The sequence below is a fragment of the Microbispora sitophila genome (assembly GCF_014892245.1).
GTDB lineage: Bacteria > Actinomycetota > Actinomycetes > Streptosporangiales > Streptosporangiaceae > Microbispora > Microbispora siamensis.
This window is the reverse complement of record NZ_JADBGC010000017.1, coordinates 152,750-179,419: the sequence shown is the minus strand read 5'-3', so window position 1 is coordinate 179,419 and position 26,670 is coordinate 152,750. Positions and strand designations below refer to the sequence as shown.

Annotated in this window: 28 protein-coding genes; 16 read left to right on the top strand and 12 right to left on the bottom strand. The window is 73.5% G+C overall.

Annotated elements, in window-relative coordinates:
• Positions 1-8: 8 nt before the first annotated feature.
• The 3 genes from moaA to IL992_RS29350 all read right to left on the bottom strand — a co-directional run bounded on the left by moaA (position 9) and on the right by IL992_RS29350 (position 2,190).
• Complete coding sequence (moaA, locus tag IL992_RS29360; RefSeq protein ID WP_193206598.1) at positions 9-998, bottom strand: GTP 3',8-cyclase MoaA; 990 nt, start codon at positions 996-998, stop codon at positions 9-11.
• 117 nt (positions 999-1,115) lie between these two features.
• Entirely contained in the window at positions 1,116-1,547 is a 432-nt protein-coding gene (locus IL992_RS29355) for a YjdF family protein (RefSeq protein ID WP_193206597.1), read from the bottom strand.
• A 274-nt stretch (positions 1,548-1,821) separates the two neighbouring features.
• Positions 1,822-2,190 carry a MarR family winged helix-turn-helix transcriptional regulator gene (locus IL992_RS29350; protein WP_319018902.1) on the bottom strand — a complete coding sequence of 123 codons (369 nt, stop codon included), beginning with the start codon at positions 2,188-2,190 and terminating at the stop codon, positions 1,822-1,824.
• Between the two features lie 74 nt (positions 2,191-2,264).
• On the opposite strand from IL992_RS29350, the gene IL992_RS29345 reads away from it, so the two are divergent.
• Together IL992_RS29345 and IL992_RS29340 are read left to right on the top strand one after the other, a co-directional pair.
• Positions 2,265-2,852 (top strand): MFS transporter, encoded by a 588-nt coding sequence (locus tag IL992_RS29345; RefSeq protein WP_193206596.1) that lies wholly within the window; start codon positions 2,265-2,267, stop codon positions 2,850-2,852.
• A gap of 12 nt (positions 2,853-2,864) precedes the next feature.
• Positions 2,865-3,512 carry a nitroreductase family protein gene (locus tag IL992_RS29340; protein ID WP_193206595.1) on the top strand — a complete coding sequence of 216 codons (648 nt, stop codon included), beginning with the start codon at positions 2,865-2,867 and terminating at the stop codon, positions 3,510-3,512.
• A gap of 40 nt (positions 3,513-3,552) precedes the next feature.
• On the opposite strand, the gene IL992_RS29335 is transcribed toward IL992_RS29340, so the two are convergent.
• Positions 3,553-4,425, bottom strand: a complete 873-nt coding sequence (locus IL992_RS29335; RefSeq protein WP_193206594.1) for a LysR family transcriptional regulator — start codon at positions 4,423-4,425, stop codon at positions 3,553-3,555.
• A 168-nt stretch (positions 4,426-4,593) separates the two neighbouring features.
• Between IL992_RS29335 and IL992_RS29330 the strand changes: the two genes are divergently transcribed.
• Genes IL992_RS29330 through IL992_RS29310 form a run of 5 tightly spaced genes read left to right on the top strand, consistent with a single transcriptional unit; the run spans position 4,594 to position 9,044 of the window.
• Complete coding sequence (locus IL992_RS29330; RefSeq protein ID WP_193206593.1) at positions 4,594-5,445, top strand: sugar phosphate isomerase/epimerase family protein; 852 nt, start codon at positions 4,594-4,596, stop codon at positions 5,443-5,445.
• Positions 5,442-6,200, top strand: a complete 759-nt coding sequence (locus IL992_RS29325; protein WP_319018901.1) for an SDR family NAD(P)-dependent oxidoreductase — start codon at positions 5,442-5,444, stop codon at positions 6,198-6,200. The genes IL992_RS29330 and IL992_RS29325 overlap by 4 nt, the downstream gene beginning before the upstream one ends.
• A gap of 10 nt (positions 6,201-6,210) precedes the next feature.
• Complete coding sequence (locus IL992_RS29320) at positions 6,211-7,026, top strand: alpha/beta fold hydrolase (protein ID WP_193206591.1); 816 nt, start codon at positions 6,211-6,213, stop codon at positions 7,024-7,026.
• 22 nt (positions 7,027-7,048) lie between these two features.
• Positions 7,049-8,362 carry an MFS transporter gene (locus IL992_RS29315; protein WP_193206590.1) on the top strand — a complete coding sequence of 438 codons (1,314 nt, stop codon included), beginning with the start codon at positions 7,049-7,051 and terminating at the stop codon, positions 8,360-8,362.
• Positions 8,349-9,044 carry a nitroreductase family protein gene (locus IL992_RS29310; RefSeq protein WP_193206589.1) on the top strand — a complete coding sequence of 232 codons (696 nt, stop codon included), beginning with the start codon at positions 8,349-8,351 and terminating at the stop codon, positions 9,042-9,044. The genes IL992_RS29315 and IL992_RS29310 overlap by 14 nt, the downstream gene beginning before the upstream one ends.
• Before the next feature lie 30 nt (positions 9,045-9,074).
• Here the strand turns inward: IL992_RS29310 and IL992_RS29305 are convergent, their stop codons facing one another.
• Both IL992_RS29305 and IL992_RS29300 read right to left on the bottom strand, forming a co-directional pair.
• Entirely contained in the window at positions 9,075-9,512 is a 438-nt protein-coding gene (locus IL992_RS29305; RefSeq protein ID WP_193206588.1) for a hypothetical protein, read from the bottom strand.
• A 193-nt stretch (positions 9,513-9,705) separates the two neighbouring features.
• Positions 9,706-10,734 (bottom strand): aminoglycoside phosphotransferase family protein, encoded by a 1,029-nt coding sequence (locus tag IL992_RS29300; RefSeq protein ID WP_226873965.1) that lies wholly within the window; start codon positions 10,732-10,734, stop codon positions 9,706-9,708.
• 117 nt (positions 10,735-10,851) lie between these two features.
• Here IL992_RS29300 and IL992_RS29295 point away from each other — a divergent pair, with 117 nt between their 5' ends.
• Positions 10,852-12,006, top strand: a complete 1,155-nt coding sequence (locus IL992_RS29295) for an RtcB family protein (RefSeq protein ID WP_193206587.1) — start codon at positions 10,852-10,854, stop codon at positions 12,004-12,006.
• Here the strand turns inward: IL992_RS29295 and IL992_RS48550 are convergent.
• Positions 11,994-12,932 (bottom strand): cytochrome P450, encoded by a 939-nt coding sequence (locus IL992_RS48550; RefSeq protein ID WP_319018900.1) that lies wholly within the window; start codon positions 12,930-12,932, stop codon positions 11,994-11,996. The genes IL992_RS29295 and IL992_RS48550 overlap by 13 nt on opposite strands.
• 68 nt (positions 12,933-13,000) lie before the next feature.
• Between IL992_RS48550 and IL992_RS47860 the strand changes: the two genes are divergently transcribed.
• The gene (locus IL992_RS47860) at positions 13,001-13,126 is read left to right on the top strand and encodes a hypothetical protein (protein ID WP_264295111.1); all 126 of its coding nucleotides are present in this window, start codon (positions 13,001-13,003) and stop codon (positions 13,124-13,126) included.
• A 219-nt stretch (positions 13,127-13,345) separates the two neighbouring features.
• Here IL992_RS47860 and IL992_RS29285 read toward each other — a convergent pair whose 3' ends face one another.
• Complete coding sequence (locus IL992_RS29285) at positions 13,346-14,494, bottom strand: cellulose binding domain-containing protein (RefSeq protein ID WP_193206586.1); 1,149 nt, start codon at positions 14,492-14,494, stop codon at positions 13,346-13,348.
• A gap of 153 nt (positions 14,495-14,647) precedes the next feature.
• Between IL992_RS29285 and IL992_RS29280 the strand changes: the two genes are divergently transcribed.
• Positions 14,648-15,661 (top strand): NAD-dependent epimerase/dehydratase family protein, encoded by a 1,014-nt coding sequence (locus IL992_RS29280; protein WP_193206585.1) that lies wholly within the window; start codon positions 14,648-14,650, stop codon positions 15,659-15,661.
• Positions 15,662-15,673: 12 nt separating this feature from the next.
• On the opposite strand, the gene IL992_RS29275 is transcribed toward IL992_RS29280, so the two are convergent.
• Positions 15,674-16,951 carry a hypothetical protein gene (locus IL992_RS29275; protein WP_193206584.1) on the bottom strand — a complete coding sequence of 426 codons (1,278 nt, stop codon included), beginning with the start codon at positions 16,949-16,951 and terminating at the stop codon, positions 15,674-15,676.
• 198 nt (positions 16,952-17,149) lie between these two features.
• Between IL992_RS29275 and IL992_RS29270 the strand changes: the two genes are divergently transcribed.
• From IL992_RS29270 to IL992_RS29255, 5 genes are all read left to right on the top strand, one after another.
• Positions 17,150-17,638, top strand: coding sequence for an alpha/beta hydrolase (locus tag IL992_RS29270; RefSeq protein WP_226873964.1), 489 nt, complete (start codon positions 17,150-17,152; stop codon positions 17,636-17,638).
• A gap of 21 nt (positions 17,639-17,659) precedes the next feature.
• A complete protein-coding gene (locus IL992_RS46660) occupies positions 17,660-17,839 on the top strand; it encodes an alpha/beta fold hydrolase (protein WP_226873963.1) in 180 nt (59 codons plus the stop codon).
• A gap of 140 nt (positions 17,840-17,979) precedes the next feature.
• Positions 17,980-18,624: a glycosyltransferase family 2 protein gene (locus IL992_RS29265; protein ID WP_193206583.1), complete on the top strand. Its 645-nt coding sequence runs from the start codon at positions 17,980-17,982 to the stop codon at positions 18,622-18,624.
• On the top strand, positions 18,621-19,274 hold the full coding sequence (locus tag IL992_RS29260) for a TIGR04282 family arsenosugar biosynthesis glycosyltransferase (RefSeq protein ID WP_193206582.1): 654 nt from the start codon (positions 18,621-18,623) through the stop codon (positions 19,272-19,274). The genes IL992_RS29265 and IL992_RS29260 overlap by 4 nt, the downstream gene beginning before the upstream one ends.
• Positions 19,271-19,882 (top strand): methyltransferase domain-containing protein, encoded by a 612-nt coding sequence (locus IL992_RS29255; RefSeq protein WP_319018899.1) that lies wholly within the window; start codon positions 19,271-19,273, stop codon positions 19,880-19,882. The genes IL992_RS29260 and IL992_RS29255 overlap by 4 nt, the downstream gene beginning before the upstream one ends.
• 60 nt (positions 19,883-19,942) lie before the next feature.
• Here the strand turns inward: IL992_RS29255 and IL992_RS29250 are convergent, their stop codons facing one another.
• The 3 genes from IL992_RS29250 to IL992_RS29240 form a co-directional block, all read right to left on the bottom strand.
• Complete coding sequence (locus tag IL992_RS29250; RefSeq protein WP_193206581.1) at positions 19,943-20,941, bottom strand: MBL fold metallo-hydrolase; 999 nt, start codon at positions 20,939-20,941, stop codon at positions 19,943-19,945.
• Positions 20,938-22,185, bottom strand: a complete 1,248-nt coding sequence (locus IL992_RS29245) for a M24 family metallopeptidase (RefSeq protein ID WP_193206580.1) — start codon at positions 22,183-22,185, stop codon at positions 20,938-20,940. Before IL992_RS29245 ends, IL992_RS29250 begins: the two co-directional genes overlap by 4 nt.
• A gap of 79 nt (positions 22,186-22,264) precedes the next feature.
• Positions 22,265-24,961, bottom strand: a complete 2,697-nt coding sequence (locus IL992_RS29240) for a helix-turn-helix transcriptional regulator (RefSeq protein WP_193206579.1) — start codon at positions 24,959-24,961, stop codon at positions 22,265-22,267.
• Between the two features lie 237 nt (positions 24,962-25,198).
• Here IL992_RS29240 and IL992_RS29235 point away from each other — a divergent pair, with 237 nt between their 5' ends.
• Positions 25,199-26,668, top strand: a complete 1,470-nt coding sequence (locus tag IL992_RS29235) for a DUF2079 domain-containing protein (protein ID WP_193206578.1) — start codon at positions 25,199-25,201, stop codon at positions 26,666-26,668.
• Positions 26,669-26,670 lie beyond the last annotated feature (2 nt).

Here is a 26,670-nt window from a genome sequence, read left to right as displayed (position 1 = left end):
GGGCTCCGTCAGCCGCCGATGGCCGACATCGGGCGGGCTGGCTGGAGGAAGGCGGGGTCGTCGATGCCGTGCCCGGCCCTCTTCCTCCGCACCGCCGCGACCCACCGCTCCGCCAGTTCCTCGTCCGAGGCCCCCGAGCGCAGGGCCGTACGCAGGTCGGACTCCTCGGTGGCGAACAGGCAGTTGCGGACCTGGCCGTCGGCGGTGATCCGGACGCGGTCGCAGGCGCCGCAGAACGGCCGGGTGACCGAGCCGATCACACCCACCCGGTGCGGGCCGCCGTCCACCAGGAACAGCTCGGCGGGGGCGCTGCCCCGCTCGCGCGGGTCGTCCTCGGTGAGGTCGAAGGAGTCCTTCAGCAGCCCGAGGATCTCGTCGGCCGTGATCATGTCGTCGCGGCGCCAGCCGTGCTGGGCGTCGAGCGGCATCTGCTCGATGAAGCGCAGCTCATACCCCCGGTCGAGGCAGTGGCGAAGCAGCGGCACGGCCTCGTGCTCGTTGACGCCGCGCATCAACACCGCGTTGACCTTGACCGGCGTGAGGCCCGCCGCCGTCGCCGCGGCGAGCCCCTCCAGCACGTCGCGCAGCCGGTCGCGGTGCGCCAGCCGGACGAACACCTCGCGGTCGAGCGTGTCCAGAGAGACGTTGACGCGGTCGAGACCGGCCCGCGCGAGCGGCTCCGCGAGGCGGGCCAGGCCGATGCCGTTGGTCGTCAGCGACACCTGGGGACGCGGGCGCAGCGCGGCGGTCGCGGCCACGATCTCGGCGAGTTCCCGCCGCAGCAGCGGCTCGCCACCGGTGAAGCGAACCTCCCGGATGCCGAGCCGCTCCACGCCGATCGTCACCAGGCGGACGATCTCCTCGCCGGTGAGCAGTTCGGGCTTGGGCAGCCAGTCGAGGCCCTCGGGCGGCATGCAGTACGCGCACCGCAGGTTGCACCGGTCGGTCAGCGACACCCTCAGATCGGTCGCGACCCGGCCGAACGAGTCAACCAGCACGAGAGGACCTCCAACCCCAGAGAGCCTCAAGCCTAAGCCCTGCCATCACGATGGCGACAACCTCGGTCACCCCGGCGTGATTCCCTCACCCCGGGACGGAACCGCTCCGCCGCCCCCTCACCGGTCGCGGCGGCGCTCGATCCGCTTGCGGCGGGCGACCTCGCGGCGGTGCTCGGCCAGCGCGCGCTCCCGCTCGCGCCGGTTCACGCGCGCCTCGCTCTTGGTGCTCTCCAGTTCGAGCCGCAGCGCCTCCTGCGCGGCCGTGCCGCGCCGGGTGACCCGGGCCGCCGCGCGGGCGGCCAGCTTGGCCGCGCGCTTGGGATTGAGCCGCCGCTCCCCGCCCTCCCCGTGCTCCCCCACGGGCACGGCGGGGGCCGCCTCCGCGCGTTCGAGCAGGGCGACCCCGTGCCGCGAGAGGAACTCGTACAGCTCCGGACCGGTGGGTTCCGAACCGAGGACGAACCGGGTCGCGCGAAGCTCGCCGTCCTCGACGATCTCCAGGACGCCCACCCAGAACGGGCCCTCGAAGTAGACGGACAGGGAAACCATGATGCCTCCACAGGTATGCCGACAGGCGGCTTGGCGAAGCCGCTTTCCGGCACACCGGACATCCTCCGAGGCTCCCCGCGGGGACATGAGAGGCGGATACGAGACCGCCGGCACCGGTTGCGAACCCGGGGGCCGGCGGGTGCCCGGGCTACCGACCGGGACCGCGTTTTCGTGTGCGCGGTCAGGATACAGACAGACGCCCGTCCCCGGCTCGGGCGCCTGGATCCGAGTCCTTACGAACGAAGCCTGCGACTGTCCGTCCTGCCGGCTCGCGTCAGGCGCCGATTCCCAGGAGTTTGCCGAGAAGCGCGCTCAACTGGCCACGCTCCTCGGGTGTAAGAGGGTGGAAGGCGTCCTCGAGGAAGGCCGGGATCGACGTCTGAGCCTCGGCCAGCCGCCGCCGGCCGGAGTCGGTGATGGTGACGGCGTAGGAACGGCGGTCGCGCGGGTTGCGTTCCCGGCGTACGTGGCCCGCCTGTTCCAGGTCGTCGCAGATGCCGACCATGACGCTGCGGTCGATGCGCAGTTCCTCGCTGAGCGTCTGCTGGGAGCAAGGGCCGACGGCGTCGAGCATCTGGAGCACGAGATGCTGCCCGACGCCGAGTCCTTCCCCGGCGGCGTGGTCGTCCGCGGCGCGCGCCACCGCTGCCGAGGCCCGGCACAGCGCGATGTCGAGCCGCTCGGCCGCTATCCGCGGAGGTGTTCAGGTCCGGCACGGTGGCCGCCGCCAATCTCGCGGCGCTGGCCTGGGCGTGTGCGACGATCGGCTGGCAGTTCGTCGCCGTTCTCTACCTGCAGGGGGAACTCGGCTACAGCGCGCTGGCCACCGGGCTCGGGATCGTCCCGATGGGTCTGGCCATCGTCATCACCGCCAACCTCGCCGGCAGGCTGATCGCCCGATGGGGACTGGGCCGGGTGGCCGCCGCCGGGATGCTGGTCCAAGGGTCGGGAATCCTGCTGTTCCTGCGAGCCGGGGCCACCGGCGACTACCTCACCGTGCTGCTGCCCGCGCTGGTCGTCCACGGCGTCGGCAACGGGCTGTCGTTTCCCGGTCTCAACATCGCCGCGGTCGGCGGCCTGCCGGACGAGCGGCAGGGCCTGGCCTCGGGTCTGGTCACCTCCTCCGTACAGATCGGCGCGGGGATCGGCGTCGCGGCACTGGCCGCCGTCATGACCCTGGGCGAGTCCGCGCCCGCCGGTTATCGGATCGCGTTCCTGACGGCGGGCGGCTTCTCCCTGGTGGGCGCCCTCATCGCCGCGTACGGTCTGCGCTCGCGCCGCCCCGCCCCCGTCCCCACCACCTGAAGGAGAGACATCGTGACGCTGGAGCTCACCCCCGACGAGCTGTTGAGCACCACCCGTGCCGTCCGCAAGCGCCTGGACTTCAACCGGCCGGTGCCCCGCGAGCTCATCGAGGAATGCGTGGACCTGGCCGTGCAGGCCCCCACCGGGCGCAACCGGCAGCGCTGGCACTTCCTCGTGGTCACCGAGCCGGAGCGGCGGCGGGCCGTGGCCGACATCTTCCTGCGCGCCCTGCCGCTGGCCGCCGGGCAACCGCTGACCGAGCGCGACCTGTGGCGCATGAGCTCCCATCGCGGCTCCACCGAGCGGGTCTTCGACGGGCTGCGCCACCTTGCCGACAACATCCACCGGGTGCCCGCGTTCGTCATCCCCGGTGTGGAGGGACGCACCGACCGCGCCCCGGTGGCCGTGCAGGCCGGGGCATGGGGATCGATCCTGCCCGCCGTGTGGAGCTTCATGCTGGCCGCCCGGGCACGCGGCCTGGGCACGACATGGACCACCGCGCAGGCACCGCTCGAACACGAGCTCGCCAAGGTGCTCGGCGTGCCGTACGAGGAGGTCATGCTGGCCGCGTTCATCCCGCTGGCCTTCACCGTCGGCACCGACTTCAAGCCCGCTCCCCGCATCCCGCGGGAGGAGGTCCTGCACTGGGACCGGTGGTGAACGCATCAGGTCGGGCCGCCCGCACCCCGGGGCGGCCTGGTCAGGCCGGCACGGCTCGCACGACGTCGGCCACCTCGTCCACCACCGCCCGGGTGGGGCGCTGGCACACCAGCCACGTGGTCATCACGGCCTCGGGCAGCCCCTCGACGGGCCGCCAGCGCCAGCCGGGCAGCCGCAGCGCGGCGACGTGCGAGGCGACCAGTGCGGCATCGGACCGCGTCGCCTGCGCGCAGGCCAGAACGTGCTCGGTGAACTGGGCGAATCGCCAGTACGGCCGGACTCCGGCGGCCAGCACGGCCGCCGTGACGCTCTCACGGGAGGGTTCCCGTTCACGGGCGTGCACGAGCACCCGCAGCGCGTGGAGGTCACCGATCCGGTAGTGCGGCTCGTCGGCCAGCGGATGGCCGGGCCGCACCGCCAGCCCGAGGATCTCCTGACGCAACAGCCACGAGCCGTGGTGACCCGGTGGCCGCTGGTGGACCAGGCACAGGTCAAGCCTGCCCTCGTGCAGCAGGCGGAGCTGGTCGAAGCTGGTGGCCTCCACATAGTTCAGCTCGGCGTGGGGCAGCGTCCGGTCCACCGCCTCGACGACGGACGACAGCCAGGAACCAGGCGTCGCGGGAGGCACGCCGATGGAGACCACCTGGCGGGCCCGCGCCGCTTCCGAGACGATCTCCTGAGTGGTTGCGGCAAGACCGAGAATCTGCCGGGCGTGCTGCAGCAGCGCCTCTCCGCTCGGCGTCAGCCGCACCCCCCGGGACGTGCGCTCGAACAGCCGCTGCCCGAGTCGCCGTTCCAGATCCATGATCTGCCGGCTCAGTGACGGCTGCGAGACCAGCAAGCGCTGCGCGGCCTGATAGAACGAGCCCTCCTCGGCCACCGCGGCGAAATAGCGCAGGTGCCGGAGTTCCACGGCTTCTCCTCATCTGATCGCTCAGGTATGCCTGCAGAACATAACAGAACTGCCTAGAAGGACTTGGACGGCGAGAGATGTCCGGCCCTGTACTGATGTCGACGGCCATCACCGATGGTGACACGGAACGGTGAGCAGCTTTCCGAGCTGCGTTCTTCGAGGAGCACGATGAGGCTTGGCGTGTGTTCGGCCTGCCTGCCGGAGCTGACGCCGCAACAGGCGACCGAGGCGGCGGTCGCAGCCGGGTATGCCGGAATCGAATGGCGGGTCTCCGCTGAGGCCGGCTCACCGGGCCCGGCGCACTTTCTGACCAACAACCGCTGCACCCTTCGTCCGGAAGAAGACGACATCCGCCGGGCGCGGGAGTTGTGCGACCGCGCGGGCCTGGCCGTCATCGGCCTCAACTGCTACGTCCCAGCCGGCGACGTGCAGGGAGTCGAGCGGCTGATGAGGCTGGCGGCCGAGGCGGGAGCCCCCCGGATACGGCTGTGGGCTCCGCGCATGACGGACGACGGATTTCACCAGGCACTCGGCCGGGGCATCGAGTTCTTCGACAAGGTCGCGGCGCTGGCCGAGCGCTTCAGCGTCCAGGCACTGCTGGAGATGCACCAGCGCACGATCTGCCCGAGTACGGCATTGGCCAGGCAGGTCGTGGGACACCTGTCCCCGCACCTGGTAGGGGTCGTCTACGATCCCGGCAACGCGGCGGTGGAGGGGTCGGAGGATCCCCGGATGGCGCTGCAGATCCTCGGCGAGCATCTGGCGCACGTGCACATCAAGAACGTCGCCTTCGAGCGCCCCGAGGGCGGCGGCCCGTGGCGGCCTCGCTGGATGCCGATGGATGACGGCGTGCTCGACGTGCCCGCGATCCTGCGACTGCTTCCGGACGCCGGCTACCGCGGATGGGTGTCGGTGGAGGATTTCAGCAGCGACCGGCCGCCGCGCGAGGCCCTCGCATTCAACGCCGCCTATCTGCGCGGCCACGTCACGTTCGAGACGCCGGGAGGAGGGCGGCGGTGAGCGTGAAAGGGGCGATCGTCACCGGAGGAGCGGGTGTCCTCGGCATGGCCATCGCCGCTCAGCTGGCCGCCGACGGATTCGACGTGACGCTCTTCGACATCGACGAAGAGGCCGTCGCCGACGCCGCGAGCCGCCTGTCGGCATCCGGTGGCCGAACTGTCCGCGCCATTCGGGTGGACGTGAGCGACCCCGAGGTGGTCCGTGAAGGGATCGCGCGCGTGGAGCACGCGGGCGGACGGCTGGACTGCCTGGTGAACAACGCCGCCGTCAACATCCGCCGATCCCTGGCCGGGCAGACCCCCGAGAGCTGGGACGCGACGATGGCGGTGAACGTTCGCGGGCCGATGCTGCTGTGCCAGGCGATTCGGCCCTGGTGGCAGCGTCACGGCTGGGGCCGGGTCGTCAATGTGAGCTCCCGCACCTGGCTCGGCGGCGGCCCGACGGGGTACGTCACCTCCAAAGCGGCCGTCGTCGGCCTGACCCGGACCCTCGCCGTCGAATTGGGCCCCATCGGTGTCACCGTCAACGCCGTGGCGCCCAGCGTGGTGGAGACCCCCTTGACCAGGGCGGGGCGTAGCGCCCGGGAGTTCGAGGAATTCGCCGGCCGTCACCGGGCGATGACACCGCTGGGCCGGCTGGCCCGGCCCCAGGACGTGGCCGACGCCGTCGCCTTCCTCGCCGGCGACCGGGCGAGCTTCATCACCGGCGAGGTCCTGCACGTGTGCGGCGGCGCCCAGCTCGCCCCCTCAGCCTGACGGAGTCCCCGTGCCATACTTCGAACACTCCGGCGTGCGCCTGTTCTACGCCGACTACCCGCCCGCCTCCTCGGCCCGGCCGCCGCTCAATCTGCTCCTCGTGCACGGCATGTGGGGCGCGGCCGAAGGCTGGATCTACCAGATCCCCGCCTTGCGGTCCCATTACCGCACAGTGGCGATCGACCTGCGCGGTCACGGACGTTCCGGCAGCCCGCCGACGGGCTATGACGTCGGCGACCACGCCGAGGACCTGGCGGCCCTGATCCGCCACGCCGACCTGGCGCCGGTCGTCGTGCTCGCCCACTCGATGGGCTGCTCGGTGGCCACCGTCCTGACCGCCCGCCACCCCGATCTCGTCCGCGCTCTGGTGGTGATCGACCCCGACTACGCCGGCGACCCCGGCGATCGGGAGTGGATGGCCCGGCTGGCCGACGACCTGGAGGGCCCGGACGCCGACCAGATCGCCCAGGACCTGTTCAGCGACCGCTTCCACACTCCCGCCACCCCCGGGCACCTGCGTACCTGGCACCTGCTTGAGGTGCTGTCACGACCGGCCTGGCTCAGGGCACAGACCTTCCGGCACAGCGCCTTCGGTCCCGGCAGCCTGCGCTTCCGTCCCCAGGCCGAGCCGGTCCTGCGCCGCCGCCGCCAGCCGGTGCTGGCCTTCCACCGCCACGCGGCACGGGCCCAGGTGGAGCGGATGTGCCTGTCCCACGACTACAGCCAGGTGGTCCTGCGTCCGCAGGCGGGCCACTTCATCCATCAAGAGCTGGCCGGCGACGTCAACGACTCCCTCATGCGCTGGCTGTCGGCCCTTCCCCGATAGCCCGCAGGAAAGGAAAGCAGCAGTGGCAGTCAACGAAAGCCTGGCACCGCCCGGCGCTCCGATGTCCTCCTCACCCGTCAAAGCCCGGGCCTGGGGCGTCACCGCTGTGCTGGTCCTCTCCGCGGTGGTGGTGTTCCTGGACAAGGCCCTGCTGGGCTTGGTCGCCAAGCCGATGAGCGCCGAGCTCGGCATGTCCGCCGCCGGTTTCGGCAGCCTGGGCAGCGCCTCCTACGTGCTTTTCGGCGTGACCTGCATCGCCGTCAGCTTCACCGCACAGCGGATCTCCCCGCGGTGGGTCCTGCTGGCCTGCGGCCTGCTGTGGGCCGCCGGTCAGGTGCCCGCCGTCGTCGCCGCCACCGGCGGCATGCTGTACGCCAGCAGGATCCTGGTCGGGGCCGCGGAAGGACCGGCCAACCCGCTGTCCATGACCGTGCTGTACTCGTGGTTCCCCAACGAGCGGCGCGGCCTGCCGCAGGCGCTCTACACCGCGGGCGCCGCCGTCGCGAAGATCGCCATGGCGCCCCTCCTGACCCTGGTCATCATCGGATTCGGCTGGCGAGCCGGATTCCTCACCGTCGGAGCGCTCGCGCTCGGCTGGTCGCTGCTGTGGCTGGCCACCGGGCGGCTCGGCCCGTACGGGGCCGCCCCCAGCCGGGGCGGCCGGCCGCAGCACCCTCAGGCCACCGGCGTCCCCTGGCGCCGCGCACTGCTCAACCGCACGTTCATCGGCTGCCTCATCGCCTACTTCGCCCAGAACGCACTCGCCGCCATCGTCTTCACCTGGCTGCCCTCCTACTTCGAGAACGCCCTCGGATTCTCCCCGGAGGCGGCCGGGTCGCTGTTCGGCCTGCCCAGCGCGCTCGGCATCGTGGCACTGGTCGCCTCCGGAGCGGTCACCGACCGGCTCCTGCGCGCGGGCGTCACCTCCAGACGAGCCCGCGGCCTGCTCGGCGGCGCCTGCCTGGCCGGCGCCGGCATCCTGCTGACCGCCCTGCCGCTGATTCACGCGCCGATCCCCGCCATCGCCCTCCTGATGCTCGGCTACGGCATATCCGTCACCGTCAACACCTTCGCCAACCCGGCCGTGGCCGAGCTCGTGCCTCCCCACCAGCGAGCCGGCATCCTCGGCGTCTTCTCCGGGCTCAGCGTCACCGCCGGGATCGCCAGCCCCGTCATCACCGGATGGCTGCTGGACCGAGCCGCCACCCCGCAGGCGGGCTACACGACCGCCTTCCTGCTCAGCGGCATCCTGCTCGCCCTCGCCGGAGCCCTGTTCGCCCTTCTGGTCCACCCCGAACGCGACCGCCACACCAGGAGTGACCATGTTCCAGCCTGAAATCCCCCACGACCGCGGCCCGCTGAACCTCACCCCGGACGAACTGCTCAGCACGACCCGCGCGGTACGCCGCAGGCTGGATGTGACCAGACCGGTCCCGCGCGAGGTGCTCCTCGACTGCACCCGCCTGGCCCAGCAGGCCCCCAGCGGACGCAACCGGCAGCGATGGGACTTCGTCTTCGTCACCGACCCCGACCGGCGACGCGCCCTGGCCGACCTGTGGCGACGCGGCCTGACCAGCCCCGCCGCGCCGCAGGCCCACCAGGGCCCCAGCCGCCACGACTTCACCGCCGAGGCGGGCTGGCACGCGATCGCCGACAGCCTGCGCCACCTGGTCGACATCCTGGACCAGGTGCCCGTCCTGCTGGTGCCCTGCATCCGGGTGGGATCGCGGGCAGAGCTCGACGATCCGGCGACGCAGGCCGGCACCTGGGGCTCGGTGCTGCCCGCCGTGTGGAGCTTCATGCTGGCCGCACGCAGCCGCGGGCTCGGTACCGTATGGACCACACCGCACCTCAACTACGAGCGCCAGGCGGCCACACTGCTCGGTCTGCCGTACGAGACGACCGTCCAATGCGCGCTCATCCCCGTCGCCTGGACGATCGGCACCGAATTCAAACCCGCCCGCCGCGTCCCGGTCACCGAGGTCGTCCACTGGAATCACTGGCAGAGCGCTCAGTAGGCGGACGTGGCCCCGCACCCCGCACCCGGGTCAGATCCACCCCAGCAGGACCCAGCCGAGCGCGGCCAGGGTGAGGACCTTCACGGCCTCCAGCGCCACGTAGTACAGGTGCGCCCTCGACCTGTGCCGCGCCGGGTCCTCGCCGGACAGGACGCGGTCGGACCTGCGGTTCAGCGGCGGGCGTACGACGGCGATCTGGATCATCAGGACGGCCGCGGCGACCGCCGTGAGCGCGACCGCGGCGGTGGCGGGTGATCCGGTCGCGACCGCCACGATCACGACGACCGCCAGCACGGCCTCGGCGGCGTTGAGCGCGCGGAAGACGAGCCGGCCGATGCCGAGGCCGATCGGGACCGTCACCCCCGGCGCGCGGAACTTCAGGGGCGCCTCCAGGAAGGAGATCGCCAGCACCATCCCGAGCCAGACGAAGGTGGCCGCGCCGCCCACGGCGGCCGAGGCGGGGTTCATTCTCGCTCTCCTCTCGGGCACGCGAAACCGGCCGGGCGCCCCGGGCGAGTCGTCCCGCCGGTCACGGCTTGCGCCGTCGCCCTCGCCCAGGGTTCCACGCGTCCTGCCCGGTTCCCGATTCAGGGTGACGTGCCGACGGGACCTCGTCAGCAGGACCGCGGGCAGGCGCCCGATCGCGGGCGCGGTCGCCGGGTCATCTCCAGCCGGTCCGCCGCCGCAGCCAGGCCAGCGCCGTCCGGCCCTGCGCGATCTGGAACGCGCGGAGCGTGGGCAGGCCCGGCGGCGAGGGGAGGCTTCCGCGCTGCAGGAAGAAGCCGGTCACGGCGGCCAGGACCGCGGTGACCGCGTCGCCGTCCGCCTTCGCCGCGACCGGGTGGCCGTCGAAGACCTCGGCCGGCGGCGGCCCGCCCTGCATGGCCACACTCGGGAGCATCCCGAGCAGGTCGAACCACGGGGCGGCCAGGCACGCCCAGGGCCAGTCCACCACGTACACGCGTCCGTCCTCGGTGAGCAGCAGGTTGTCGGCCCGGAGGTCGGCGTGGGCCAGCGTGTCGCCCTCCACCGCCCGGTCCCAGGCCGCCTCCAGCTCCGCCAGCCGGTCCAGGTGCCGCCGGGCCCACGCGGCATCGGATCCGTCCACCGTGAGGCCGTCCGGGCCGGCCGCCAGGCGCCGCCATCCCCGGTACTCCTCCGCGAGCCGCTCGGCGGCCGGCGGCACGGCCACGGGCGCGGGGGTGAGCGACTCGGCCAGCTCGGCGATCGCGCCGAGCACGAGGTCCAGCTCCGCCGGAACCCAGGGCTGGGCCGGCGACCGTCCCTCGACGTCCTCGAACAGCAGCACCACCCAGCCGTCCTCGTCGAAGGACGCGAGCAGCCGGGGCGCGGGCGCCGTGGCCGGCAGCGCGGCGGCCACCCGGGCCTCCGCGCGGTGGATGCCGGGGCTGACCGGGTTCGGTTCGGGTCCGACCGCCTTGACGAAGGCCCTGCCGCCGCCCGCGAGCCGCAGGCGGGCGGCCACGCCCGGGGAGAAGCCGCCGGGCTGGGTGACGGCCTCGGTCACGCGGTCCCCGAGGTGTGTCTCGACGGCCAGCCGCAGGTGCGCGGGCACCGCGGTCCACGGCAGTCGTACGCCTCCGGCGGGCGGGGGCGGGTCGTCCTCGCCGCCGCGGCGCCGCCGCTCCTCCTCGTCCTGCCCGCCGGGGTCACGGGAATCGTCGCTCATTTCGGCATGATGGGCGGCGAGCGGGTAGGGCGGCAAACGAGTTTCCGCGCGATATTCGGTTGGGATTCCCGCCCGGTGCGCGGCACAGTGGATCTCGACCGAGGAGGAGATCCAACCATGCCGAAGCACATCGCCCCGAAGGTGCTGTCCTGGGCGAGCGAGATCGACGACGGGACGATCGATCAGGCCGCCCGGGCGGCGCGCCTGCCGTTCGTGCCCGGTCACGTCGCGCTCATGCCGGACGCGCACGTGGGCATCGGCGCGACGGTCGGCTCCGTGATCCCCACGGAGGGCGCGATCATCCCGTCCGCCGTCGGCGTGGACATCGGCTGCGGCATGGTCGCGACCGAGACCACGCTCACGGCCGCCGACCTGCCCGACTCGCTCGACCCGCTGATGCGGCTGGTGGAGCGCCGCATCCCGGCGGGCGTGGGCAAGGGGCACGACGACCGCGCGGTGGACCGCGCGCTCGGTGAGCTGGGCCGGCCGCACACCGCGCTGACACCCAAGCAGGAGAACACGGTCGCCTGCCAGTTCGGGACCCTCGGCTCGGGCAACCACTTCGTGGAGGTCTGCCTCGACGAGCGCGACCGGGTCTGGACCGTGCTGCACTCGGGCTCGCGCGGGATCGGCAACCAGCTCGCCACCGCGCACATCAACGGCGCGAAGCGGCTCATGCGGCGCATGGAGATCGGGCTGGAGGACTACGACCTCGCCTACTTCACCCAGGGCACTCCGGAGTTCACCGCCTACATCGAGGACATGCTGTGGGCGCAGCGCTACGCGATGGCGTCGCGGGCGCGGATGGACAGGGTGCTGAGCGAGGCGCTGTTCCGCGTCGTCGGCACCGGCACGCGGGTCCGGACGATCAACTGTCACCACAATTTCACCCAGATGGAGACCCATCAGGACAAGGAGCTGTGGATCACCCGCAAGGGCGCGATCAAGGCGGACACCGGGGACGAGGGCGTGATCCCGGGCTCGATGGGCACCCGGTCCTACATCGTGCGCGGGCGGGGCAACCCGCTGTCGTACAACTCCTGCTCCCACGGTGCGGGGCGCAGGATGTCGAGGAGCCGGGCCAAGCGTGAGCTGTCGCCGGCCTCGCTCAGGGAGGCGATGCGCGGCCGGACCTGGAACTCCGACCGGGCCGCCGCCCTGGTCGACGAGCACCCCGAGGCGTACAAGCCGATCGACCAGGTCATGGCGGACCAGAAGGACCTCGTCGAGGTCCGGCACACGCTGCGCCAGGTCTTCAACTACAAGGGATGAACGGAGGGGCGCCGCCGTTCCGCCCCCACGGGCTCGCGGGGCACGGCCGCGCCTGCCGGACGCAGGACGAAACCGCTCGCCACCCGGGCCGGGATCCGGTACGGCGAGATGGTGAGGTCCTGCTCCGGCACCGTGTAGTCCAGCCCGGCCAGCCGCGGCGCGAGTGCCTCCAGCAGGCCCACGGTGACCGGCTCGCCCGGGCACCGGTGCCCGGCCGCCGGGTCGCCCCCGCCCTGCGGGATCAGGTCGTACGGGCCGATCTCCCGCCCCATGAAACGTCGCGGGTCGAACGCGCACGGGTTCGGCCACAGCGCCGGGTCGTGGTTCTGGCCCCAGACGTCGAGCAGCACGAGCCAGTCGGCCAGGATCTGCTCGCCCTTCCAGGTGAGGTCCTTGACGGCCTTGCCCGCCACGAACGGCGCGAAGGGATAGAACCGCCGCACCTCATGCGCGAACGCCTCGGCGTACGTGCCGTCGGTGTCCTCGGCCAGGCGGACGCGGTTGACCGGCCAGCAGTGCAGCGCGTGCGCGGCGAACGTGACGAACCAGCTCACGGCGACGGTGGGGCGCACCAGGTTGAGCAGTTCGACCGCCGCGATCCGGGGCGCGAGCGACTCGCCGTCGGGCTCCCGGTGGCGGGCGGCCACGGCGAGCGCCGAGGTGTCCGGCACCCGCAGGGCTCCGCGCCGCACGTCCTCGACCAGTCCCGCCAGCCACGCCTCGCGGCGCCTGCGGGCGGCGCGGGCCCGCCAGTGCCGGGCGCCGGGTGACCCGAAGCCGTCGACCAGCGCGACGAGGTCGGCGGCGAGGGGCCCGATCTCCTCCTCGGTGAGCGGGATGCCCGCCCACCGGCACGCCCCCCGGGTGATGACGCGGGCGGCCTCGTCGAAGAGCACGACGTGTCCCCTGTCCGGCCACGTCGCCACCGCAGCGTCCCACGCCGGCGGTGGTCTCGCCCACCAGGGCGGCGACGCTTTCCGGCGTCATCAGGGACATGAACATGTCCTTGCGCGCCCGGTGCGCGGCCTGGTCGAGCGTGTGCACCGCGCCGTGGCCGAACAGCGTGCTCTTGATCGGCTCGGGCAGCGCGGGCGCCCGCTGGACGTGGTTGTCGTCGTAGAAGAAGCGGACGGCGTCCGGTCCGCGCAGCACGACGGCGCGCTGGCCCATCAGCCGGGTGTGGACCATCTCTCCCTGGGTCTCCCGCCAGCGGGCCGGCAGCCAGGCGTAGCCCTCGAGCAGCAGGAGCAGCGTGGTGTCGAGCAGCGGCATACCGTCCTGCCTGCCCCGATTCGCCCCTCGAAAACGGCCTGGCCCGCGGCCCGGTCGGGTGGGGCGGTCAGCCCCGGATGCAGGCGCCGCCGTTCAGCGTGAAGCCGGTGGGCTCGGGGTTGGCGCCCGTGGAGGTGCCGGTGAAGCCGATCTGCAGGGACGCGCCGGCCTGGATCACCGCGTTCCACGGCGTGTTCGCGGCGGTGACGTCCTTGCCGGACTGGGACCAGGTGGCCGACCAGCCGCTGGTGATCTTCTGTCCCGCGTCGGGGAGGACGAAGCGCAGCGTCCAGCCGTTCATCGCCGTCTGGCCGAGGTTGGTGATCGTCACGGTGGCCGTGAAGCCGCCGCCCCAGGGCCACCAGTCGTACTTGATCTTGCAGCTGACCGGGGGCGGCGTGTACGGCGGGAAGCCGCCCGACGCCACCGTCGTCACCAGGTCGGACGGCAGGCTGAGGTTGCCCGCGGCGTCCTTGGCCACGACGAAGTAGACGTACGACTGACCGGTGACGAGGTTGCCCTCGGTGAAGTACCGGGCGGTGCCGGAGGCCGTGCCCGCCCGCGTCCAGCCCGTGTCGGTGCGCCGGTAGACGTCGTAGCCGGTGACGCCGACGTCATCGGTGGACGGCGTCCAGCAGAACGACGTGCCGCGGAAGTCCGGCAGGCAGTTCGCCAGCATCCCGGCCGGCTTGGTCGGCGGGGTCGTGTCGCCCGTGCCGGGGCTCGGCGAGACGGACATGCCGGTGACCGCCGTGGTGCTGAACGGCGCGGTGGGCGGGCTGGTGTTGCCGTCGGCGTCCTTGGCCACGATAAAGAAGGTGTAGGTGCGGCCGATGGTCAGGCCGGTGATCACGGTAATCGTGGACGTGGTCGAGGTCGCCTTCACGAAACCGTCGGGCGTGAGGCGGTAGACCTCATAGCCGGTGACACCGACGTCGTCGGAGGACGCCGTCCAGCACAGGCCGACCACGCCCTGCGGCGTGCCGCCCGTGGGCAGGGGCGGCGGGCAGGGCCGCACCTCCCCCGGGGTCGTGGGCGTGCCGGCGGAACCGGTCCCGGTCGGCTGCGGCGACGGTTCACCCGCGGAGGCGGAAGCGGCGTATGCCGTCGTCACACTCGTCGCGAGGACGGGCGGCGCGGCGAGGTTGGCCGCCAGCAGCGCGGCGGCGACGGCGCCCGCCGCGGTCCACGCGGCCGGCCACGACAGTCTGGACAAGAGCCACCCTCCGGGACGACGATCCGCCGACGGCATCGCCCGGATCATCGGTCGCCGGGGCGGGCCCGTCAACTCCGCCGCGCGCCTCCGCGCCGGTCGTCCCGTAAGGAATATGAAACTTTCAGCGGGGCGGGCCGTTGTTACCGTCACGGAATGAAGATCGTGGTCACCGGCGCGGCCGGTTTCATCGGGAGCCGCGTCGCCGGCCTGCTGCGGGACGCCGGGCACCAGGTGCGGGGATTCGACCTGCGCGGCGGCGAGGACGTCACGGCCGGTGACGTGCGGGACGAGCACGCCGTCGGCCGCGCCCTCGACGGCGCCGACGCCGTCGTGCATCAGGCGGCCAAGGTCGGCCTCGGCGTCGACGTGCGGGACCTGCCCGCGTACGTGTCGGTCAACGCGCTCGGGACCGCGGTGCTGCTCGCCGCGATGGCGCGGCACGGGGTCGCCCGGCTGGTCCTGGCGTCGTCGATGGTGGTCTACGGCGAGGGCGTCTACGACTGCGCGGAGCACGGCCGCCTGCGCCCCGGCCCCCGGGCCGAGGAGGACCTGGCCGCGGGGCGGTTCGAGCCGCCGTGCCCGCGCTGCGGGCGGGCGCTGACACCGGGGACGGTCGACGAGGACGTCCCGGCCGATCCGCGCAACGCGTACGCCACGAGCAAGCTCGCCCAGGAGCACCTGGCGGCCAACTGGGCCCGCGAGACCGGCGGCGCGGCGGTCGCCCTGCGCTATCACAACGTGTACGGCCCCGGCATGCCGCGCGACACTCCTTACTCGGGCGTGGCCGCGATCTTCCGGTCCGCGCTGGAGGCCGGGCGGGCGCCGCTGGTGTTCGAGGACGGCGGCCAGCGCAGGGACTTCGTCCACGTCGGGGACGTCGCGGCGGCCAACCTCGCCGCGCTTCACGCACTGGAGTCCGCCCCGCCCGGGCGGCTTCGCGCGTACAACGTGGCCAGCGGTGAGCCCCGCACGATCGGCGACCTGGCGGGCGCGCTGAGCGCGGCGCGGGGCGGGCCGGCCCCCGAGGTCACCGGCCGCTACCGGCTCGGCGACGTGCGGCACATCGTGGCCTCCCCGGACCGCGCCGCCGCCGACCTCGGCTTCCGGGCCCGGGTCCGCTTCGCCGACGGCATGGGCGAGTTCGCCCACGCCCCGCTGGCCGGCTGACATACGACCCGTTCACCAGGGCGACCGGACGAACCCCTGCAGCAGCAGGCCTGACACCGCCTGCACGGCGAGCAGGCGGCGGTCTCCCGCACGCCCGGCTGCCGTACGCCCTGCCGCCGCGGCGACCCACAGGGCGTACGGCAGCCAGATCCGCTCCACCTCGCCCCGGGTGACGCCGCTGACGTCGAGGGCGAGCACCGCGGCCAGCGCCGCCACGGGCAGGATCCGCTCCCCGGCCCGCCCCGCCGCCACCAGCCCGACGGCGGTGGCCGGCCCGGTCACCAGGGCGAGCACGGCCAGGTCGGCGACCAGGAAGTACAGGTACGGCCGGGCCGCGCCGGGGTCGGCCGCCCACTCGGCGTGGGTGGCGAGCACTCCGGCGGGCCACCAGAACCCCCCGGCGGCGAACAGGGCGCTCACCGCCGCCATCCCGGCCAGGCAGGCGGCCAGGGTCGTACGCGGCACCTCCGCGGCGACCGCCGCCACGAGGGGGACGAGCAGGTAGGGCACCAGACCGTAGCTGAGGTAGGGCAGCGCGCCCAGGGCGAGCCCCGCGCCGAGGCCGAGCGCCACCCGGCCCGCCCGGCTCCGCGCGCCGAGCACCAGCAGCGCCGTCCCCCACGCCCCCACCCCGGCGAAGAACGCGTCCATGGTCGTCGCGATCCACACCGCGGCCGGGCACAGGGCGAGGTAAGGCAGCGCCCGCCTGGCCGCGTCCTCCCCCGCCACGCGCCGTACGGCCAGCCCGATCGCGATCGTGGCCGAGCACCCGGTCACGACCACGAGGACGGCGGCCCAGAACGGTCCCGGCAGCCCGGCGGCCGCCAGCGCCCACAGCACCAGCACCGGCAGCGGCGGATGGCCGCGTACATGTGTGGGGTAGGCAGGCAGGTCGCGGGTGAATCCGGCGAGCCAGCCGAGGGGGTCGTCGCCCACGGCGCCGAGCCCGGCCAGATATTCCTGGGGGTGGGTGAACGGCCACGCCAGCCCCTCCCCCGACACGGCCAGCAGGACCGTCCACGCGAGCGACGCGGCGAAGGCCGCCGCCAGTGCCGCGCGCATCGGCAGGTGCGCGGTCAGCCGGGGCAGCGCGGGGACCGCGACCGCGGCGAAGGCCGCGGCAGGAAGCAGTGCGAGCGTGGGCAGGCGCGCCAGCGCGTGCAGCGGCGGGAGATGGTCGATGCGCAGCACCCCGCGGGCGTGCAGCAGACCGCCCACCGCGAACGCGCCCGCCACCAGCGCCGCCCAGGCCGCCAGTGCACGCCGTCCCTCGATCGACCGTGCCGTCACGACCGACACGGTAGGCGCGCCGAGCCGCTCTCCCGGTCCCGTGGACGGCCCCGTAGTCACTTCGTAAGAACTGTGCGGCCCCTCCGTCGAACGGATAACGGTCACGTCCGGACGCTGCGCGGCGGCCGGTGGCCTGCGGTCGAAGTGAGACGCAGGCGGCTGGACGAATGGAACAACAACGCGGGAGGATCCTGTTCGATGGCGACCTACGTACTGATCCACGCCGCGGCGGTCGATTCCTGGTATTGGGGACCGCTCTCCGCCGACCTGCGCGACCGGGGCCACGACGTGGTGGCACCGGACCTGCCGTGTGATGACGAGTCGGCCGGGCTCGTGGAGTACGCGGACACGGTGGTCGAGGCGATCGGCGGGCGCACCGATCTGGTCGTCGTCGCCCACTCGTTCGGTGGCTTCACCGGCCCGCTGGTATGTGACCGGGTGCCGGCCGACCTGCTCGTGATGCTCCAGGCTCAGATTCCGGCTCCCGGCGAATCGCCGGGCGAATGGTGGGGCAACACCGGCTACGGGGCGGCACGGGAGGAAGCCGACCGGCGCCGAGGCGTCGCGGGCGGCACGGAGGAGGACACCTTCTCCCTCGTGCTGCACGACACCCCGGCTGACCTGGCCACCGAGTTCGTGGCCGCGCACCAGCGCCACCAGGCGCCTACCCCGTTCGGCAAGCCCTGACCGCCGGCCTCCTGGCCGGGCGTGCCGACCAGGTTCCTGCTGGCCTCCGACGACCGCTTCTTTCCGGCCGAGTTCATGCGCGGGATCGTCGCCGGGCGTCTCGGGTTCCAACCGGACGAAATGCCTGGTGATCACTGTCCGATGCTCGGCCACCCGAAGGAACTGGCCGACCGCCTCGAGGCGTACCGCACCGGGCTCTGACCAGCCCGCTCCCTTCGCGGCGAGACCCTTTGATCATGGAGCGTTCCGTTTCGGAAACCGCCCGCCTGGCCCTGGCGCGGGGCGCAGGCGTAGTCACTTCGTAAGAACTGGGCGGTCCCTGCGGCCCTAGCTTCTGCGGCATGCAGATCGATGTGGTGCTTCCCTGCCTCGACGAGGCGGCGGCGCTGCCCTGGGTGCTCGGCCGGATGCCGGACGGCTGCCGCGCCATCGTGGTGGACAACGGGTCCACCGACGGGTCGGCGGAGGTCGCCGCCCGGCACGGCGCGCTCGTGGTGACCGAGCCCACGCCGGGGTTCGGCGCCGCCTGCCACGCGGGCCTGGCGGCCGCGACCGCCCCCGTCGTGTGCTTCATGGACGCCGACGCCTCCCTCGACCCCCGGCAGGTGCCGTACGTCGCGGAGGGGGTGGTGAGCGGCGCCGCCGACCTGGTGCTGGGCCGCCGCAGGCCCGTCACCGGATCGGCGTGGCCCGCGCACGCCCGGCTGGGCAACCGGGTGCTCGCCTGGCGGCTGCGCCGCCGCACCGGCGCCCCGCTGCACGACCTCGGCCCCATGCGGGCGGCCCGCCGTACGGCGCTGCTCGCCCTGGGCCTGCGGGACCGGCGGTTCGGCTATCCGCTGGAGATGGTGCTGCGGGCGAGCGAGGCGGGCTGGCGCATCGGCGAGGTCGAGGTCGACTACCTGCCGCGGGTGGGCCGCTCGAAGGTGACGGGCACCGTACGCGGCACCGTGCGGACCGTCCGCGACATGTGGCGGGCGGCGTGAAGACCAAGGCCACGACGCAGATCGTCGTCATCGCGAAGGCGCCCGTGCCGGGGGCGGTCAAGACCCGGCTCACGCCGCCCTACACCGCGCGGGAGGCCGCCGCGCTCGCGGAGGCGGCGCTGCGCGACACGCTGTCGGCCGTCGCCGCCGCCCCCGCCGCGCGCCGGGTGCTGGCCCTGCTCGGCGAGCCGGGGCCCTGGCTGCCCGAGGGGTACGACGTGGTCGCGCAGCGGGGGGACGACCTGGCCGCCCGGCTGGCCGCCGCCTTCGCCGACGCGTGGGCGGCCCTTCCCGTCCCGGTCGTGCTGATCGGCATGGACACCCCGCAGGTCACCCCCGCTCTGCTGGCCGAGGCGGGGCGATCGCTGGGCGGGCACGAGGTCGTGGTCGGCCCGGCCGCCGACGGCGGATTCTGGCTGCTCGGGCAGCGCAGGCCCGACCCCGCCCTGCTGGCCGGGCTGCCGATGTCGCGGCCGGACACCGGGGCGCTGCTGCTGGAGCGGATCCGCGCCGCGGGCGTGCGAGCCGCCCTGCTGCCCGAGCTGACCGACGTGGACACCGCCGCCGACGCACGCGCGGTGGCCGCGCGGGTTCCCTCCTCGCGGTTCGCGGCGACGCTGGCGGCCCTCGGCGCGGACGTCCCCGCGTGATCGGCCCCCTCTACGCCGAGTCGCTGGACGGCGCGCGGGTCGAGGTCGAGTCGGCCGACGGCAGGACATGGCCGCTGGAGGCATGGCGCTGGCTCGACGGCGCCGAGGGGGACGAGGCCATGCTCGCCCGCTGCGCCGACCCCACCCTCGACGTGGGCTCGGGGCCGGGGCGGCTGACCGTGGCGCTGACGAGGCGCGGCGTGCGGGCGCTCGGCATCGACGTCACCCCCCGGGCCGTACGGCTCACCCGCCTGGCCGGCGGGCGGGCCCTGTGCCGCGACGTGTTCGGCCACGTGCCCGGCGCCGGCCGCTGGGGCACCGTGCTGCTGGCCGACGGCAACATCGGCATCGGCGGCGACCCGGACGCCCTGCTGCGGCGGGTCCGCGAGCTGCTGCGGCCCGGCGGCGAGGTCGTCGCCGAGCTCGATCCGCCCGGCGCCGCGACCCGCACCGAGCGGGTCCGCCTTCGCCGGGAGGGCAGGGTCACCGGATGGTTCGCCTGGGCGCGGGTCAGCGCGTCCGGCATCGGGCCGCTCGCCCGGCGCACCGGCTTCCGCCCGGTGGAGGTGTGGACCGAGGCCGGACGCTGGTTCTCCGTCCTGCGCTGAACCGCGTACGGCGACCGTTCGCCCCCGGGTCATCCGATCGTGCCGCCTCGAAAGACCGGTTCAGGAACGGGTGTAGAGACGGTAGGCGGCCAGGATGTTGAGCCGGTGCAGGTTCCGGCACAGGTCGAGCATGCCGCGCCGGGCCGCGTCCTGAGGGATGCGATACCGCGCGAGCGCGGCGGACAGCTCCGGGTCCAGGCCCTCCGCCCACGGGTCGGTGCACGCCTCCGTGGTCTCCTCCACGGTACGGCCCGCCTCCACGGCTCCGAGCACCTCGTCATGCAGCCGCTCGAGATAGGCGAGCAGCGCGTCGATGGCCGCATGCCCGTCCCCGGAGGGCCCGTGACCCGGCACGATGGTCACCAGATCGGGCAGCGCCTCCTTCATCCGGCGGAGGGTGCCGATGTACGGCTCGGGACCGCCCTGCAGCAGCATGTGGGCGATGCCCGCGTGACACAGGAGGTTTCCCGTCCAGGCGACGCGGGCGTCGGGCACGTACACGACCGTGTCGCCGGGCCCGTTCCCGGGGCCGAAGTGCCACAGCTGCACGGCTCGCCCGCCCAGGTCGATCTCAGCGAAGCCGTCGAACACGAGGTCGGGAGTGCGCCATCGGGTCACCGTGTCGAAGAGCGCCTCGTCGCCGTACATGTTGCCCGACCTGACCTGCTTCTCGTAGTCGAGGTCGGTCATGTTCTCCTTGTTCTGCCGCGACGACACGATGACGGTGCCGGCAGGGAACGCCATGTTCCCGAAGGTGTGGTCACCGTGGTAGGTGGTGTTGACCAGGAACCGCAACGGCCGGTCGGTCAGCTCGGTGACCAGCCCCAGGATCCGCCCGGACACCTCCGGGGTGATTCCCGCGTCCACGACGAGGGCGGCGTCGCGGCCGGCGACGAGCCCGTTGTTGTCCTTGGGCGGAATGGCCGCCATGAGCGCGTGGACGCCGTCCGCGAGGGTATGAGGGATCAGCCGCAGGCCCGTGGGCGAGAGGTTCGGCCCCGCGTATCCGCTCGGCCGCTCGGCGAGCTCGCGTTCCGGAATGTGCGTCGTCTTGTTCATCCCTCGCTCCTCAGCAGGCGGGCGGTGAAGGGGTTGAGCTCGATGGGGCCGTCCTCGCCGATGACGACGGTGCCGCCGAGATTGGTCAGGCGACCGCCGATGACGGCGTTGGGTTCGAAGGCGAAGGTCATCCCGGGCATCAGGGGGAGCTGGCCGCCCATGGTCGGCAGGTCGAACAGCCGGCCGTACCGCGCCGCCTCGGGCAGCCCGCGCAGGCCGGCGCCGAAGCCGCCGACGGGGCCCATCGGATTGAGCGTGTGCACCAGCGGGTGGACGTTCCACGCGCCGGCGTCGCGCAGCGGCCCCTGCATGGCCTCCACCAGGTCGCCGAAGATGGTGCCCGGACGCGCCGCGGCCAGACCGGCTTCGTAGCTGGCGCGGGCCACCTTCGCCCCGGTCTCGATGTCCGGGTGCGGCTCGCCCACGGCGATGGCCACCTGGTGCTGGGTCTCCTTCATCCCGAAGCGGCAGAACACCTCGGCCATGACGACGTCGCCCTCCTCGACGACGCGCGGCGCCTGGGGCCGGTAGGACCAGGGGGGCGGGCCCCAGGAGACGAAGCCCGGCCCGGACGACAGCAACATGCCCGGGGCGGCCAGGCCGCGCCGGAACGCCACCGCCATGCCGGCCGCGTAGATCTCCGCCTCACTCACCCCCGGCCGGGCGGCCTCCAGCATGGCCTCGGCCATCGCGTCGCCCGTCTCGGCCGAATACCGGATGACCGCGAGTTCCTCCTCCGACTGCCGGATGGTGGCGAGCAGGTAGTTCAACCCGACGGGTTTGAAGGTCACTTCCGGCAACTCGGTCAGCACCTGGGACCACAGCCCGTACGGCATGATCGGATTGATGTGGAACGGCGGGTAGGGGTCCAGCCCCAGCACCCCGACGGACGCCGTCTCCAGGTGGTGCTCCCTGAGGACCTCCGCCACGCCTGCCGCGTGCTTGGCCACCCGGATGCGCTCCGGGGGGATCCACAGGTCCTCGCCCCGCCTGCTCGCCTGGATGTGGTCGGCGACGGGGAGCGTCGACCAGGTCAGCTCGACGGGGTCGGCGTCCCGGCAGAAGATCACAATGCTGCCGGGCCGGTCGTTGGTGAAGTAGGCGTCCGGGGCGAAGGGGGCGAGATCCACGCACTCGTGCTCGCCGTACGCGATGAGCGCCTGCACGCCCTCGGACTCCATAAGGCCGCGGGCGAGCGCCCAGCGGCGGTCCCGCTCCGCCAGTGAGTAGGTGGGAATGTTCATGCCGCCGAGGCTAGGAACGGACGCGGCCGTGCCGCCTCCGTCATGTGACGGTAGTGGCGGGCACGTCACCCGGGTCCGCTTAGGTCATCACGAACCTGGCGAGCTCGGCGCGCGAGGTGATGCCCAGCTTGGGGAACGCCTTGTACAGGTGGTAGGCGACCGTGCGCGGGCTCAGGAAGAGCTGCGTGCCGATTTCCCGGTTCGACGCTCCGCCCGCCGCCAGCCGCACCACGTGGAGCTCCTGCGGGGTGAGCGTGGCCAGCGGGTCGCGGCCGTGGTCGCGGGGGGACGACGAGACGCCGGTGGCACGCAGCTCGGCCGCCGCGCGGGCGGACCACGAAGCCGCGCCGAGGCGGGCGAACGCCTCCATGGCGGCGTTCAGCCGGGTGCGGGCCTCGGCGCGGCGCTGGTGGCGTCGCAGCCATTCGCCGTACAGCAACTCCGTGCGGGCCTGCTCGAAGGGGTGATCGGCCTCGCGATGCAGGGCCAGCGCCCGCTCGTACGCCGCGCCGTCGCCGGTCATCAGCGCATCACAGCGCTCCAGTACGGCGAGCGCCCATGGCTGCCCGATGGCACGCGCCCACGTGGTGAAGCGGTCGAGCGCGTCGCGCGCCCGGTCGGGGTCGCCCACCCGGACGGCCGCCTCGACGTAGTCGGGGTAGGCGTACCGCCAGATGAAGGCGTGCCGTCCGGGCCCGGTCATGCGCTCGTCCATGCGCTCGAGCACCGACGTGTAGCGGGCCGCCCCCAGGTCCAGCATGATGGCCGCGTACGTGGCCCAGGTGGTGCCGGTCATCCACGTCTCGGGCGCGCGTGCCTGCGCCATGAGCGTGCGGCACTCCTCCTCCGCCCCGGCCACCGCCGCGAGCCAGGCGGAGACGCCGGTGAGGTAGTTGTCCCAGTACGGCTGGTCGTTGTCCGCCGCGATCTGCAGGCCTTCGCTCACGCCGGCCCGCGCGGCGCGGTGGCGCCCGTTGAGGATCTGCGCCACGGCCTGGAGCAGCATGGCCTGCGGGAGGCGGCCGACCCGCCCGGACTGGCGGCATTCGGCGACCAGGCCGCTGGCGTCCTCCAGCATCATGCGCTGCCGGCCGTGGACGAAGCCGAGGTAGGTCTTTATGGCGCGCAGCTCGAACGGAAGCGCCGCCTGATGCTGCCCCAGCCTGGAGTACGGCATGCCGAACACGGCCGTGTCGTCGCCCTCAAGCAGGTGGACCACGTCCATGCTGAACTCTTTGAGCACGCTGAGGGGGCCCTCGACGAGCGGCGTCAGGTCCGCGATACGGCGGGCCAGGCCGACCTGGTCGGGATGCGGACTGCTGCTCCATATGTAGACGCCGGCCATGCTCACCATCGGCAGCGCGGCCTCGGGGTCGACCGGGACCAGAGCCTCGACGCCGTCCAGGATCAGCCGGGTCGCCTCCAGCGGCCGGCCCGCCTCGAAGGCCAGCGTGGCCCGCACCCGCGCCAGCTCGGCCACCACCGCGGGGTCCGGCGCCCCCGGAGAGGCCCGGTGGGTGAGCTCCTCGGCGCGCCGCCGCAGCCCGGCGTCCAGGGCCGCCGCCGCGGCGGCGGCCCAGCGCCGCGCCGCGGCCGGCGGATCGGCGGAAAGCCGCGCCGCCCGCTCGTACCCCGCCGACGCCGCCGCCTGGCCGCTGCGCCTCGCAGCACGGATCGCGGCCTCCTCCAGCTCCCCCGCCACCCGCTCGTCGGGCCCGGTGGCCACCGCCGCCAGGTGCCAGGCGCGGCGGTCCTCGTCCGTGGCCCCGGCCAGGGCGTGGTGCGCGGCGACGCGCTGCGCGACGTCCGCCGCCAGCCGCGCCGCCGTACGCACCAGAGGGTGGCGGAAGGCCACGCGCATGGGGGTGACCCCGACCAGCCCCGCGCGTTCGGCGGGCGCGAAGTCGGTGAGCGAGACGCCCATGCCGTGCAAGGCGCGGTTGAGCGTGTCGATGTCGCCGCTGTCGTCCAGCGCCGCCACCAGCAGACATGACCTGGTCGCGGCGGGAAGCTCCAGGATCGCGGCACGGAAGCCCGCCAGCACCCGGCCGGAGACCGGCTCGGCGCCGCCGAGGGAGAAGGCCGATGGCCCGATGGCTCCGGCCCGTTGCTCGGCGGTGAGCGTACGCGGCAGCTCCAGCAGCGCCAGGGGGTTGCCCTGCGCCTCGTCCACGACGAGCTCGCGTACGGCCAGTGGGAGGCCGCCGGCGCGCTCGGCGAGCAGGCTCGCGGCCGGTCGCCGGGCCAGCCCGGTCAGCCAGAGCTCCGGCTGCCCGGGGGCGGGAAAGGACGTCCCGTCGTCCCGCGCCGCGAAGAGCAGCGCGATGGGCTCGGCGTGCAGGCGGCGGGCCGTGAACAGCAACGCGTCCGCCGACTCCTGGTCCAGCCACTGGGCGTCGTCCACCAGACAGACCAGCGGCTGGTCGGCCGCCAGCTCGGTCAGCAGGCTCAGGGTGGCGAGCCGGACGAGGAAGCGGTCACCGGGCGCCGCCCGTCCCAGCCCCAGGGCGCTCATCAGGGCGTCCGCCTGCTGGTCCGGCAGCGCCGCGATGCGGTCGAGCATCGGGCGCAGCAGCAGGTGCAGAGCGGCGAACGGCAGCTCCGCCTCCGACTCGACCCCGCTCACCCGCAGGACGCGGCCCTCGGCCACGGAGGCCGCGTACTCCAGCAGCGCGGTCTTCCCGATCCCCGCCTCGCCCCGGAGGATCAGCACACCGGTGCGATCAGCCAGCAGCCGATCGATCTCCGCCTGTTCCGCTTCGCGGCCGTGGAGCATGCCTCATAGTCTGCCGCACACCGTTGCCGGGTGATCCACTCGCCGGCCTTGCCCGGGTCCCCATTTCGAGTCCGCTGGTCACGCGTGTGCTTCCGGTCCGCGCCGGGGCGGCGTGGATAGGCTGCCGCGGGAAGCAGGCGGAAGCGAACGGGGCGGATGGCGGGGATCGCGCGAGCAGTCGCACGGCTGGTCGCAGGAGTTGTCGCAGGATGGTCGCGGGCGCGGCGCGGCGACGGCATGGGCGGGAACGGCGCCACCGGACACCTCGCCACCGGACGCGTGGCCGGCGGGGACCTCGCCTGCGTCTCGGCCCTCACCGTCGCGGCGGCCGCGCTCTACGCGTTCTATTCGTGCGTCACGCTGGCGCGGTTCCGGGCGGGCGCGTACGACCTGGTGATATTCGACCAGGCGATCCGCTCGTACGCGCGTTTCCAGCCGCCCGTCTCGATGCTGAAGGGAGTGCACAACGGGTTCGGGCCGGGGTTCTGCGTGCTCGGCGACCACTGGTCTCCGGCGCTCGCGCTGCTGGCGCCGCTGTACTGGATCCACGACGGGCCCGCGACGCTGCTCGTCGCCCAGGCCGTCCTGCTCGCGCTGTCGATCCCGTTCGTGTGGGCCTACGCCTTCCGCGCCTCCTCGGCGATCACGGCCGGGCGCCGCGTCGCCTATCCCGTCGCGGTCGCCTACGCCCTGTCGTGGCCGATCACCGAGGCCGTGGCCTTCGACTTCCACGAGGCGGCGTTCGCGCCGCTGCTCACGGCGGCCGCGCTGGAGCGATACCAGGCCGGGCGCAGACGGGCGGCGCTCCTCGCGGGGCTGGCACTTCTGCTGGTCAAGGAGGACATGGGCCTGCTGCTGACCGGGTTCGGGCTGTTCCTCCTCACCCGCCGCCGCGACCGGAGGCCGGGCGCGCTGCTCGTCGTCGGCGGCGTCGCCGCGACCCTGGTGGCGACGCGGGTCCTCATCCCGCACTTCGGCGGCAGGGCCGGCTACTACTGGGCGTACTGGACGCTGGGCCCGGACCTGCGCCGGGCCGTGCTGCACGCCGTCACACGGCCCGGCGAGGTCGCCGCGCTACTCGCCGACCCGCCGCTGAAGCTGCGCATGCTCCTGCTGACGCTCGCTCCCGTGCTGTTCACCGCCGTGCTGTCCCCGCTGGGCCTCGCCCTGCTGCCGCCGCTGCTGGAACGCATGCTCGCCAGCACCTACCCGAACTGGTGGACGCCGAGATACCACTACACGGCCTTCGTCGTCGCGGTCGTCTTCGCCGCCGGGATCGACGGGGCGCTGCGGGCGGCCTCCCGTTTTCCCCGACGGCCCGGAAGGCTCGTGCGCGGATGGGCGCTGCTCGTGCTCGCCACCGCGCTCGCGCTCGTGCCGTTCTTCTCGTTCGGCGCGCTGTTCACGCCCTCGTTCTACGCGGAGACGGCACGGACGCGCGCGGCCGGGCGCGCCGTCGCGGCCGTGCCCGACGGCGTGCTGGTCGAGGCGGCCGGCTCCCTCGCCCCGGCCCTGTCGCCGCGTACGCGGACCCTGCTGTGGGACCGCACACCGCGCGGAGCGCCGTGGGTCGCGGCCGACGTGGGAGCCAGGGACTTCCCCTTCGACTCGGTCCGCCGGCAGATCGCCAGGGTCGAGACGCTGCTGCGGCAGGGCTACCGGGTGGTGTTCCGGGAGGCCGGCTACGTGGTGCTCACCCGGTCGTAGCC

What these genes read in the sequence shown, in the direction of transcription:
- IL992_RS29300 (WP_226873965.1), bottom strand. Translation starts at nt 10,734, where the DNA reads ATGAGCGACGATTCCCGTGACCCCGGCGGGCAGGACGAGGAGGAGCGG.
- IL992_RS29305 (WP_193206588.1), bottom strand. Translation starts at nt 9,512, where the DNA reads ATGAACCCCGCCTCGGCCGCCGTGGGCGGCGCGGCCACCTTCGTCTGG.
- IL992_RS29355 (WP_193206597.1), bottom strand. Translation starts at nt 1,547, where the DNA reads ATGGTTTCCCTGTCCGTCTACTTCGAGGGCCCGTTCTGGGTGGGCGTC.
- IL992_RS29240 (WP_193206579.1), bottom strand. Translation starts at nt 24,961, where the DNA reads ATGCTCCACGGCCGCGAAGCGGAACAGGCGGAGATCGATCGGCTGCTG.
- IL992_RS29235 (WP_193206578.1), top strand. Translation starts at nt 25,199, where the DNA reads ATGGGCGGGAACGGCGCCACCGGACACCTCGCCACCGGACGCGTGGCC.
- IL992_RS29250 (WP_193206581.1), bottom strand. Translation starts at nt 20,941, where the DNA reads ATGAACAAGACGACGCACATTCCGGAACGCGAGCTCGCCGAGCGGCCG.
- IL992_RS29270 (WP_226873964.1), top strand. Translation starts at nt 17,150, where the DNA reads ATGGCGACCTACGTACTGATCCACGCCGCGGCGGTCGATTCCTGGTAT.
- IL992_RS29330 (WP_193206593.1), top strand. Translation starts at nt 4,594, where the DNA reads ATGAGGCTTGGCGTGTGTTCGGCCTGCCTGCCGGAGCTGACGCCGCAA.
- IL992_RS29310 (WP_193206589.1), top strand. Translation starts at nt 8,349, where the DNA reads ATGTTCCAGCCTGAAATCCCCCACGACCGCGGCCCGCTGAACCTCACC.
- IL992_RS29265 (WP_193206583.1), top strand. Translation starts at nt 17,980, where the DNA reads ATGCAGATCGATGTGGTGCTTCCCTGCCTCGACGAGGCGGCGGCGCTG.
- IL992_RS29245 (WP_193206580.1), bottom strand. Translation starts at nt 22,185, where the DNA reads ATGAACATTCCCACCTACTCACTGGCGGAGCGGGACCGCCGCTGGGCG.
- IL992_RS29295 (WP_193206587.1), top strand. Translation starts at nt 10,852, where the DNA reads ATGCCGAAGCACATCGCCCCGAAGGTGCTGTCCTGGGCGAGCGAGATC.
- IL992_RS29280 (WP_193206585.1), top strand. Translation starts at nt 14,648, where the DNA reads ATGAAGATCGTGGTCACCGGCGCGGCCGGTTTCATCGGGAGCCGCGTC.
- IL992_RS47860 (WP_264295111.1), top strand. Translation starts at nt 13,001, where the DNA reads ATGAACATGTCCTTGCGCGCCCGGTGCGCGGCCTGGTCGAGCGTGTGC.